Here is a 10,224-nt window from a genome sequence, read left to right as displayed (position 1 = left end):
CGAGGCGCGGCCGGTTCCGGCTGGCGGGCGGCGGTGGACCTCTGCGCCGTGGTGCTCGCCGCCGGCGAGGGCACCCGGCTGCGCCCGCTGACCGAGCGGGTACCCAAGGCGCTCTGCCCGGTGGGCAACGTGCCGCTGCTGAACCGGGCCCTGGCCCGCCTCGCCGGGCTCGGCCTGACCGGGCCGGACCGGGTCGCGGTCAACGCCTGCTACCTGGGCGAGCAGGTGGTCGCACAGGTCGGCGACCGGGCGCGCCTGTCGGTGGAGCCGGGCGACCCGCTCGGCACCGCGGGCGGGCTGGGCAAGCTGCGGGACTGGATCGCCGGCCGCGGCGTGCTGGTCGGCAACGCCGACGCGTACCTGGCGGATCCGGACGCCCCGCCCGGGCCGGACGTGGCCGCGCTGCTGGACGGCTGGGACGGGTGGACCGTACGCCTGCTCGGCCAGCCGGCCGACGACCCGGCCGCCCCCGGCACCTTCGACGGCCATCGGTTCGTCGGGTTCTCGCTGCTGCCCTGGCGGCTGGTCCGGGACCTGCCGGCCACCTTCGGCGACCTGGTCCGGGCGGTGTGGCGGCCGGCGGAGGCGGCCGGCGCGCTCGAGGTGGTGAGCTATCCCGGCGTCTTCTACGACACCGGCACCCCGGCCGACTACCTGGCGGCCAACCTGCACGCGGCTGGCGGCGACAGCCTGGTCGACCCGGCCGCCACGGTGACCGGGCGGGTGCACCGGGCGGTGGTCGGCGCGGGGGCGATGGTGCGGGGCGAGGTCACCCGCGCGGTGATCTGGCCCGGAGCCACCGTGGGGCCGGACGAGCGGCTGACCGACGCCATCCGGGCGGGCACCGACCTGACGGTCCCGGCGGGCCGGATCGCCCGCCCGGGGACGGCGTGACCGGGCCAGCCTCTAGAGTTGGCCACGACGTCGACGAACGGAGAGATGTCCCGTGATCACCGCGATCGTGCTGATCGACTGCGCCACCGACTCCATCCCCGAGGTGGCCGAGAACCTGGCCAACCTGCCCGGCGTCAGCGAGGTCTACTCGGTGGCCGGTCACGTCGACCTGATCGCCATGGTGCGGGTGCGCGAGTTCGAGCAGATCGCCCAGGTCATCGCCGGCAGCATCTCCAAGGTGCCGGGCGTGCTCAACACCGAGTCGCACATCGCGTTCCGGGCGTACTCGCAGCATGACCTGGAGGAGGCGTTCGCGATCGGGCTGGCCAACGCCGACTGACCGGCGTACGCGTGGTGGCCGGCCCGCCCCGAGGGACGGACCGGCCACCGTCGGCCGTACGGCGTCAGCTCTGGCCGGGCGCCGGGGTTTCCGTGGTGCCCGGGGCGGGCGCCTCGGTGGTGCCGCCCGGAGCCGGGGACTCCGTGCCACCCGGAGCCGGCGACTCGGTGCCGCCCGGGCTGGGCGTGCCGCTGGCGCTGGTCTGCGGGACCGGGACGCCCAGGGTCTGGGCCAGGGCCACCAGCGCGTCGTAGTGCGCCTGGAGGACCGGCAGCGCGTCCTGCGCCAGGGTGATCACCGACTGCTCGGAACCCTGCGAGATCTCGGTCTGCGTCGCCTGGATGGCGGCGACGTGGCCGGCCAGCTGAGCGGTCACCCACGCCTTGTCGAACTGGGCGCCGCTCTCGTTGTTCAGCTTGCTGATGACCTTCTGCTGGTCGGCGGTCGGTTCGGACGGCAACTTGACGTTCAGCTGCTGGGCGGTGCTCTGCACCGACTGGTCCAGCTGGGTGTGGTCCGTCACGAACATCTTGCCCAGGTCCTTGACCTGCTGGTTCTGGCCCTTCTGCTGGGCCAGGTTACCCGTGGTGATCTCGAACAGGTTGACCTGGTGCACCGCCTGCAGGTACTGCGTGTCCTGCGTCGACGGCTGGGCCGCCGCCTGCGCCGCCGCGGCGGGTGCCAGCCCCACCAGCACCAGCGCGGCCAGCAGGCCCAGGCGTTTGATTCCCAACATGCTTTCCCCCCCCTTGAGACGTTGGACCGCACGGATACCCGGCTGACCGGGGTTATTCCTGCGATTCCACCCGTCCGTGTCCGGGGGCGGCGGCACGGCGGAACAGGACCGGTGGCCACGGGAGGGGACGGACGGTCCGGAAACGGCCGTGGCGCCCGCCGGAGGATCCGGCGGGCGCCACGGTCAGTCGTACGCGAGGGGGTCAGCGACGGCTCTCGCCGCTGCCGATCTCCTCCCGCTCCGGCCGGGGCTCGACCGGCGGGTGCCCCGGCGAGACCGGCGCCTCGGCCGGCTTCTCGATCGGGTAGAAGAAGCCCCGGATCGCCGGGCCGAGCGCGCCCAGCCGGTTCATCTTCTTGGGGACCACCCAGCCGACGTAGTCCAGCGCCGGGCCGTGCCCGTCGTGACCGTCGGCCGCACTGAGCGGCTGGTGCACCTCGACGAACCGGCCGTCCGGCAGCCGCTTGATGATGCCGGTCTCCACGCCGTGCGCCAGCACCTCCCGGTCGTGCTGCTGCAGACCGAGGCAGATCCGGTACGTGAGGTAGTAGGCCAGCGGCGGCACGACCAGCAGGCCGATCCGACCGGCCCAGGTCATCGCGTTCAGGCTGATGTGGAACTTGTCGGCGATCACGTCGTTGCCGCCGGAAAGGGTCAGCACGATGAAGAACGCCACCGCCATCGCGCCCGCCGCGGTCCGGGCCGGCACGTCCCGGGGCCGCTGGAGCAGGTTGTGGTGCTTGTAGTCCTTGAGGCGGCGCGCTTCCAGGAACGGGTACATCAGCGACAGGCCCACCAGGATGCCGGGGAGCACGACCGTCGGCCAGAACAGCGGCGGGATGACGTACCCGTCGCCGATCGGGATGCTGATCTCCCAGGCCGGCATGAGTCGGGTCGAGCCGTCGAGGAACATGACGTACCAGTCCGGCTGGCTGGCGGCCGAGACCACCCACGCCTCGTACGGGCCGAAGTACCAGATCGGGTTGATCTGGAACAGGCCACCCATCAGCGCGATCACGCCGAAGACGACCATGAAGAAGCCGCCCTGCTTGAGCACGTAGCGCGGGAAGAACCGCTCGCCGACCACGTTCTCGTTGGTCCGGCCGGGGCCGGGCCACTGGGTGTGCTTCTGCTTGAACACCAGGCCCAGGTGGACGCTGATCAGCGCCAGCAGCAGAGCCGGGATGAGCAGCACGTGGGCGATGAAGAACCGGCTGATGATGATGGTGCCCGGGAACTCCCCGCCGAAGATCGACGAGGTGAGCCAGGAGCCGATCACCGGGATGGACAGCATGATGCCGGAGGCGATCCGCAGACCGGTGCCGGAGAGGCCGTCGTCCGGCAGCGAGTAGCCGGTGAAGCCGGCCAGGAAGCCCACCCAGAACAGCAGCGAGCCGATGATCCAGTTGGTCTCCCGCGGCTTGCGGAACGCGCCGGTGAAGAACACCCGCAGCATGTGCACCACGATCGAGGCCATGAACAGCAGCGCCGCCCAGTGGTGCATCTGCCGCATGATCAGGCCGCCCCGGACGTCGAAGGACAGATCCAGGCTGGAGGCGTACGCGGCCGACATCGGGGTGCCCCGCAGCGGGGCGTAGCTGCCGTTGTAGACCACCTCGGTCATCGCCGGCTCGAAGAAGAAGGTCAGGAAGGTCCCGGTCAGCAGCAGGACGATGAACGAGAAGAGCGCGATCTCGCCCAGCAGGAAGGACCAGTGGTCCGGGAAGACCTTGTTCAGCACCTTGCGCAGCGGGGTGGCCGCCTGGAACCGGTCGTCCAGCGCCCCGGCGGTCTTGGCCGGTAGCGCTGCTACCTCAAACTTTCGGCGCTTCATGGCCGCTCCCAGAAGTCGGGACCGATGGTTTCGGTGTAGTCGGACTTCGCCACGAAGAAGCCTTCCTCGTCCACCTCGATCGGCAGCTGCGGCAGCGGCCGGTTCGCCGGGCCGAAGACCGGCTTGGCGTTGTCGGTGATGAGGAACTGCGACTGGTGGCAGGGGCAGAGCAGGCGGTTGGTCTGCTGCTCGTAGAGGCTGGCGGGGCAGCCGGCGTGCGTGCAGATCTTGGAGAACGCGACGTAGTTGCCCCACATGTAGTCGCCGTGGCCCTTGCGCTGGTTGGCGGCGCGGGACTTCTGCGCGTCGTCCTCGCGCAGGTGGATCAGCAGGGTCGGCGAGTCGGCGTGCTTGTTGCTCACGCCGCCGTCGATGCCGGGGAAGACGGTGAGCTGGCCACCGGCGCTGATGTCGGCCGGGCGGATCGGCCGGCCGTCCTCCCGGACCAGCCGGATCTTCTTGCCGTCCTGCGGCTGGAACCCGGTGGTGAACATCTGGTTGTTCTTGTGCGGGTTCGAGATCAGGCCGCCGACCAGCGGCGCCGCGGCGACCGCGCCGACCGGCAACAGGCCGGCCAGCAGCGAGGCGCCGAGCAGCGGCCGCCGCTTCACACCCAGCTCGTCGGCCATGTAGAGCAGGGTCTCGCCAGCGATCCGGCGGTCCTCGGGCGAGCCCGGCTGGTCGTGCCGGTCCTGGATCGAGACCTCCTTGGCCAGCAGCTTCTTGCCCCAGGTGAGGATGCCGAAGCCGATGCCGAGGAGCGCGACGCCGAGGGTCAGGCCGAGCAGCGGGGTGTACCACTTGTCACCGCCGCGGCCGGCCTCCCACCGCCACGGCCACCAGATGTAGATGATCAGGAAGGCGGTGGCGGCGGCCCCGGTCAGCAGGAACATCATGGCGACCGTACGGGTCAGCCGGCGCTCGGCCTTGCTGCCCGCGACGACCTGCGGCTCGTAGTGGACGATCTCGATGTCGTCCCGCCGCGCGCCCTCCTGCACGATGTCGAACCGGGAGAGCCGGGGGTCGTTCAGGTCGAGCGGTTCCGGACCCTGCTGGGCCGGGTGCCCGGTGTGGGTGCTCATGCCGTCACCTCGCTACGGGTGGCGCCGGGGGTCGACGCCACAGCACTGAAACGAATGATCCGCTCGGTCACGACTTGCCCGCAATCCACAGGGTCGTGAAGACCAGCGCAACGATGCCGACCAGGAAGATCGCGAGACCTTCGGTCGACGGGCCGTACCGGCCCAGGTTGAACCCGCCCTGGTCCTGGGTGCCCTTCAGGTTCTCCTGGATGTAGGCGATGATGTCCGCCTTCTGCTCCGGAGTGATCTGGTTGTCACCGAACACCGGCATGTTCTGCGGGCCGCTCAGCATGGCGGCGTAGATCTGCCGGTCGCTGGCGGGCTTCAGGCTCGGGGCGAACTTGCCCGAGGAGAGCGCTCCGCCGCCCGCGCCGAAGGCGTGGCACTGCGAGCAGTTGATCCGGAACAGCTCACCACCGGTGGAGATGTTGGCGCCCTCGCGCAGGTTGCCCTGCGGCACCTGCGGGCCGCCGCCGAGCTCCTGGATGTACTGGCCGAGCTGGCGGACCTGCTCGTCGGTGAACTGCGGGGGCTTGCGCTGCGCCTGGGCCTCCTGCCGGGCCATCGGCATCCGACCGCTGCTGACCTGGAACTCGACCGAGGCCGACCCGACGCCGATCAGGCTCGGACCGCGTCCCTCGACGCCCTGCGCGTTGCGACCGTGACAGGTCACACAGCTCACGTCGAACAGCGCCTTGCCCTCGTTCGCGGCGGCGCTCAGGGGCGGGTTGTCCTGCGCCTGCACGCCGGGGGCGAAGACGGTGTAGGCGCCGCCGGCCAGCATCAGCGCGGCGGTCAGGCGGACCGCGGCACCCAGCCGGCGGCGGCCCCTGCTGCGCGCTACGGGCCGCCCGCGCAGCCGCGCGAGCAGACCGCGTCGGCGGTCGTTGTCAGAAGTCATGACCTGTGTCCTTAACCGGTTGGACCTTGTCTCAGGGGACGGAGCAGCGGCGCGGTACGTGACGCGCCAAGATCACTGGAGCCAGTAGATCATGGCGTAGAGCCCGATCCACACGACGTCGACGAAGTGCCAGTAGTAGGACACGACGATCGCGGACGTCGCCTGCGCCGGGGTGAACCGGCCCATGGTGGTACGGATCATGAAGATGATGAACGCGATCAGACCGCCGGTCACGTGCAGGCCGTGGAAGCCGGTGGTCAGGTAGAACATCGACCCGTACCCGTCGGCGTTGATCTTGACGCCCTCGTGGACCAGGTTGCGGTACTCGTTCGCCTGGCCGAGCACGAAGATCAGACCCATCACGAAGGTGATGGTGAACCACCGGCGCAGGGCGTGGACGTCACCCTTCTCGGCCGCGAAGACACCGAGCTGGCAGGTCACCGAGGACAGCACCAGGATCACCGTGAAGGTGGTCGCGTAGGGGATGTTGAGGACCTCGGTGTGCTTCTCCCACTGCTCCGGCGCCGCCGCGCGGATCGAGAAGTACATCGCGAACAGCGCCGCGAAGAACATGAGTTCGCTGGAGAGCCACACGATCGTCCCGACGCTGACCATGTTGGGTCGCGTCAGGGAGTGGATCCGGCTCTTGTCAATGGCTGGGGCCGCAGTCACGCGGTCATTATTGCCCTTGACCGGGACCGACGATCAGCGGGGTCGGAAACCTGTGCCGACTGTGGCCCGATCGGGGTGGTCCGCTTCGCCTGACCTACCCTGAAAAGCGTGCTGCACGTCGATCAGATCTTCGCCGCCACCTCGGGTGCCACCAGGTCGACCCTGGCGAGCGGGGGCGAGAGCGTCCCGCCGCCGTTCACCGTCACCCGGGTCTTCACCGAGACCGAGCTGAACAGCTGGCTCGCCGTGGGGTTGGTGCTCGCCGTAGGCCTCTACCTCTACGGGGTGTACCGGCTGCGGCTGCGCGGCGACCGGTGGCCGGTGATCCGTACCGTCTGCTTCCTCGGCCCCGGCCTGGGCGGCATCGCGCTGGTCACGCTCAGCGGCCTGGGCGCGTACGACACCACGCTGCTCTCGGTGCACATGGTGCAGCACATGGTGCTCTCCATGATCGCGCCGATCTTCCTGGCGCTCGGCGCCCCGGTGACCCTGGCCCTGCGCACCCTGCCGGTGCGGCCCCGCAAGCGGCTGCTGGCGATCGTGCACAGCCGGATCGCCCGGGTCTACAGCTTCCCGCTGGTGGCGTTCGCCATCTTCGTGGTGAACCCGTTCGCGCTCTACTTCACCGGACTCTACGAGTACACGCTGCAGCACGAGTGGGCGCACGAGCTGGTGCACGCCCACTTCATCGCCACCGGCTGCGTCTTCTTCTGGCCGCTGCTCGGCCTGGACCCGCTGCCCGGGCGCTGGCCGTACCCGGCCCGGGCGCTGCTGATGCTGCTCTCCGTGCCGTTCCACACGGTGCTGGGGCTGACCATCATGCAGAGCACCACCCTGCTCGGCGGCGACTGGTACCCGTCGTTGCACCTGGCCTGGTCGGACCCGCGGAACGACCAGGTGGTCGCCGGCGGGGTGCTGTGGGCCGGCGGGGAGTTCGTCAGCGTCACCATGCTGGCCGTGCTGGTCGTCCAGTGGATCAAGCAGTCCGAGCGCGAGGCCCGCCGGCTGGACCGCGAGCTGGACCGCCAGGAGGCCCGCCAGCGCGCCGCGGAGACCACCGCCTGAGCACCCCGCCAGGGCGGGCCGTCCGGCCGGATGTGATGCCCGCTACGATCAGCGGGCAGCTACGAGGTGGGAGCAAGTCAGCGATGAGCGATCGTCTGTGTACCGTCCTGCTCTACAGCGACGACCCGAAGGTCCGTGACCGGATGCGGCTCGCCGTCGGCACCCGGCCCGCGCCCGGGCTGGAGATCGAGTTCGTCGAGGCGTCCGACTACGCCGGCTGCGTCCGGCTCGTCGACGACTACGAGATCGACCTGCTCCTGCTCGACGGCGAAGCGAGCCCGGGCGGCGGCATCGGCATCGCCCGCCAGATCAAGGACGACCGGGACGACGCCCCGCCGACCTGCGTGGTGATCGCGCGGGCGGCGGACCGCTGGCTGGCCGCGTACGCCGAGGTCGACGCCACCCTCACCTTCCCGCTCGACCCGGTGACCACCGGCACGACCGTCGCCGAGCTGCTGCGGCGCACGCCCGCCGCGGCCTGAGCGATCCCGCTCGGCGCCACGGCAACGGGGCCGTGGCGCCGGCTTCGGCCATGATTCGGCTCACGCGCCGCCCGGCGGCGCCACGGACGACTGACGGCCGCCGGCCTCGATCCGGCCACCACGCCGCCCCGGGCGGCGCTCCGGACGGACGACAGCCCCTCCCCCACACCCGCACCCCATCCCCGCTCGGGAGGCCCGGCATGGGCGAACGGACCTGGCCGCTTCTGATCAACGCGCTGCTGCGCGGCGAGGAGCTCTCCACCGCCGACACCGCCTGGGCGATGGACGAGATCATGACCGGCTCGGCCAGCCCGGCGCAGGTGGCCGGCTTCGTCGTGGCGCTGCGCGCCAAGGGTGAGACCCCGGCCGAGCTGGCCGGCCTGGTCGAGGCGATGCTCGGCCGGTCGATGGAGGTGGCGCTGCCGGAGGAGATCCGGGCCACCGCGCTGGACGTGGTCGGCACCGGCGGCGACCTGGCGCACACGGTCAACATCTCCACGATGACCGCGCTCGTGGTGGCCGGCGCGGGCGCCCGGGTGGTCAAGCACGGCAACCGGGCCGCCTCCTCGCTCTGCGGCACCGCCGACCTGCTGGAACACTTCGGCATCCCGCTGGACCTGTCGCCCGAGCAGGTGGCCCGGTGCGTCGTCGAGGCGGGCATCGGCTTCTGCTTCGCCGGCCGCTTCCACCCGGGGATGCGCCACGCCGGCCCGGTCCGCCGGGAGATCGGCGTGCCGACCGCGTTCAACTTCCTCGGTCCGCTGACCAACCCGGCCCGCCCCCGGTCCGGCGCGGTCGGCTGCTTCGACCTCCGGATGGCCCCCGTGATGGCGGCCGTCTTCGCGGCCCGGGGCGACTCGGTGGTCGTGATGCGCGGCGAGGACGGGCTGGACGAGTTCAGCACCGCGGCCCCGACCCGCGTCTGGGTGGCCCAGCAGGGCGCCGTCAGAGAGGCGCTGCTGGACGCGACGGAGTTCGGGGTACCCCGGGCCACCCTGGCCGACCTGCGCGGCGGTGACGCGACGTACAACGCCGGCGTGGCCCGGCGGCTGCTGGCCGGGGAGACCGGCCCGGTCCGCGACGCGGTGCTGGTGAACGCCGGGATGGCGCTGGCCACCCAGGGCCCGCTGGACGGTGACCTGACCGCGGCGGTACGGGCCGGCATGGTCCGGGCGGCCGAGTCGATCGACTCGGGGGCGGCCGCGGGCGCCCTGGAGCGCTGGCTCGAGGTGGCCCGCTCGCTCTGACCCCGCCCTCCCCTGGCACCCGCCGGCCCGCCGCGGCGGGTCCACTCCGGGCGGTGTCGTACCGGCGTGCCAAACTACACGGGAGTAATTTTCCGTTTTCGGCCGTTGGCGGCCGGCGGCTCCGGAACGCGGCGCGGGCGCGCCGAGCCGGAGTCGGTGCCGCCCGGCGGGCACCGGAGCGAGAGGAGACGCCCGTGTCGGACCGCGAGCTCTACTGCGACAGCTGCGAGGGCGTCGTGCCGTTCGAGGCGCCGCCCTGCGTCGACGGGCACGGCGCCGACTGCCCCGAGCTGGTCTGCACCGGCTGCGGCGCGGCCGTGCTGATCGCCACGTTCGCCTTCCCCGCCCCGCGCGTCGACCACCGCCGCGGCACCACCCGCCGCCCGCACCGCCGCGCCGCCTGACCCGCCGCGCCACGTGACCCGCCGCGCCACGTGACCCGCCGCGCCACGTGACCCGCCGCATCCCGGACACCCCCGCTCGGGTCCTCGGACGTGCGAAAGGCCCGCGTCCCCGGAGGGCGCGGGCCTTTCGGTGTCGTCAGATCAGTGCTCGGCGGTCCGGCGGGTACCGCTGTAGTACTCGAAGAGCAGGCCGCACGCGGCGAAGATCACCGCGACCAGGCCGGCGCCCAGCAGCCACATCTGCCAGTAGACCAGGCCGAGGCCGGCGATCGCCGCGGCCAGGGCCAGGCCGAACGGCCAGTAGCTGCCCGGGCTGAAGAAGCCGACCTCACCCGCGCCGTCGGCGATCTCGCCGTCGGCCCGGTCCTCCGGACGCAGGTCGATCCGGCGGGAGACGAACCAGAAGAAGCCACCGCACATCGAGCAGAGCAGGAACGACAGCAGCAGCGCCACCGTGCCGACCCACTCGACCCGGCCGCCCTCACCGTACGTCCAGGCGGCGTAGAGGATCGTGACGCCAAGGAGGAACGTCCCGACGGTCAGAAAGATCTTCCACTCGGTCTTCAT

At 71.5% G+C, this 10,224-nt stretch carries 12 protein-coding genes; 6 read left to right on the top strand and 6 right to left on the bottom strand.

Going from position 1 to position 10,224, the window contains the following annotated elements; all coding sequences use genetic code 11:
- The first annotated feature begins 33 nt into the window (after positions 1-33).
- Complete coding sequence (locus EFE23_RS21815) at positions 34-894, top strand: nucleotidyltransferase family protein (protein ID WP_123242799.1); 861 nt, start codon at positions 34-36, stop codon at positions 892-894.
- Between the two features lie 52 nt (positions 895-946).
- The gene (locus EFE23_RS21810) at positions 947-1,234 is read left to right on the top strand and encodes an Lrp/AsnC family transcriptional regulator (protein ID WP_088999172.1); all 288 of its coding nucleotides are present in this window, start codon (positions 947-949) and stop codon (positions 1,232-1,234) included.
- 64 nt (positions 1,235-1,298) lie between these two features.
- Here EFE23_RS21810 and EFE23_RS21805 read toward each other — a convergent pair whose 3' ends face one another.
- The 5 genes from EFE23_RS21805 to ctaE form a co-directional block, all read right to left on the bottom strand.
- Entirely contained in the window at positions 1,299-1,970 is a 672-nt protein-coding gene (locus EFE23_RS21805; protein ID WP_123242798.1) for a DUF4142 domain-containing protein, read from the bottom strand.
- 202 nt (positions 1,971-2,172) lie between these two features.
- Positions 2,173-3,804 carry a cytochrome bc1 complex cytochrome b subunit gene (gene qcrB / locus EFE23_RS21800; RefSeq protein WP_123242797.1) on the bottom strand — a complete coding sequence of 544 codons (1,632 nt, stop codon included), beginning with the start codon at positions 3,802-3,804 and terminating at the stop codon, positions 2,173-2,175.
- Positions 3,801-4,886, bottom strand: a complete 1,086-nt coding sequence (gene qcrA, locus EFE23_RS21795; protein ID WP_123242796.1) for a cytochrome bc1 complex Rieske iron-sulfur subunit — start codon at positions 4,884-4,886, stop codon at positions 3,801-3,803. Before qcrA ends, qcrB begins: the two co-directional genes overlap by 4 nt.
- 67 nt (positions 4,887-4,953) lie before the next feature.
- Positions 4,954-5,787, bottom strand: coding sequence for a cytochrome bc1 complex diheme cytochrome c subunit (gene qcrC / locus EFE23_RS21790; protein WP_123242795.1), 834 nt, complete (start codon positions 5,785-5,787; stop codon positions 4,954-4,956).
- 72 nt (positions 5,788-5,859) lie between these two features.
- Positions 5,860-6,459, bottom strand: coding sequence for an aa3-type cytochrome oxidase subunit III (ctaE, locus tag EFE23_RS21785; protein WP_091664092.1), 600 nt, complete (start codon positions 6,457-6,459; stop codon positions 5,860-5,862).
- A 108-nt stretch (positions 6,460-6,567) separates the two neighbouring features.
- Between ctaE and EFE23_RS21780 the strand changes: the two genes are divergently transcribed.
- From EFE23_RS21780 to EFE23_RS21765, 4 genes are all read left to right on the top strand, one after another.
- Positions 6,568-7,524: a cytochrome c oxidase assembly protein gene (locus tag EFE23_RS21780; RefSeq protein WP_123242794.1), complete on the top strand. Its 957-nt coding sequence runs from the start codon at positions 6,568-6,570 to the stop codon at positions 7,522-7,524.
- An 83-nt stretch (positions 7,525-7,607) separates the two neighbouring features.
- Positions 7,608-8,006 (top strand): hypothetical protein, encoded by a 399-nt coding sequence (locus EFE23_RS21775; RefSeq protein ID WP_123242793.1) that lies wholly within the window; start codon positions 7,608-7,610, stop codon positions 8,004-8,006.
- Between the two features lie 200 nt (positions 8,007-8,206).
- Complete coding sequence (gene trpD, locus EFE23_RS21770; protein WP_123242792.1) at positions 8,207-9,253, top strand: anthranilate phosphoribosyltransferase; 1,047 nt, start codon at positions 8,207-8,209, stop codon at positions 9,251-9,253.
- Positions 9,254-9,447: 194 nt separating this feature from the next.
- Positions 9,448-9,657, top strand: a complete 210-nt coding sequence (locus EFE23_RS21765) for a hypothetical protein (RefSeq protein ID WP_123242791.1) — start codon at positions 9,448-9,450, stop codon at positions 9,655-9,657.
- Between the two features lie 141 nt (positions 9,658-9,798).
- On the opposite strand, the gene EFE23_RS21760 is transcribed toward EFE23_RS21765, so the two are convergent.
- A complete protein-coding gene (locus tag EFE23_RS21760; protein WP_123242790.1) occupies positions 9,799-10,224 on the bottom strand; it encodes a cytochrome c oxidase subunit 4 in 426 nt (141 codons plus the stop codon).

It is taken from the genome of Micromonospora solifontis (assembly GCF_003725545.1).
Classification (GTDB): Bacteria; Actinomycetota; Actinomycetes; order Mycobacteriales; family Micromonosporaceae; genus Micromonospora; species Micromonospora solifontis.
Note: the sequence above shows the minus strand (reverse complement) of the source record. Positions and strands in the feature narration are given on the sequence as shown.

What these genes read in the sequence shown, in the direction of transcription:
- qcrA (WP_123242796.1), bottom strand. Translation starts at nt 4,886, where the DNA reads ATGAGCACCCACACCGGGCACCCGGCCCAGCAGGGTCCGGAACCGCTC.
- qcrB (WP_123242797.1), bottom strand. Translation starts at nt 3,804, where the DNA reads ATGAAGCGCCGAAAGTTTGAGGTAGCAGCGCTACCGGCCAAGACCGCC.
- trpD (WP_123242792.1), top strand. Translation starts at nt 8,207, where the DNA reads ATGGGCGAACGGACCTGGCCGCTTCTGATCAACGCGCTGCTGCGCGGC.
- EFE23_RS21775 (WP_123242793.1), top strand. Translation starts at nt 7,608, where the DNA reads ATGAGCGATCGTCTGTGTACCGTCCTGCTCTACAGCGACGACCCGAAG.
- EFE23_RS21760 (WP_123242790.1), bottom strand. Translation starts at nt 10,224, where the DNA reads ATGAAGACCGAGTGGAAGATCTTTCTGACCGTCGGGACGTTCCTCCTT.
- EFE23_RS21805 (WP_123242798.1), bottom strand. Translation starts at nt 1,970, where the DNA reads ATGTTGGGAATCAAACGCCTGGGCCTGCTGGCCGCGCTGGTGCTGGTG.
- qcrC (WP_123242795.1), bottom strand. Translation starts at nt 5,787, where the DNA reads ATGACTTCTGACAACGACCGCCGACGCGGTCTGCTCGCGCGGCTGCGC.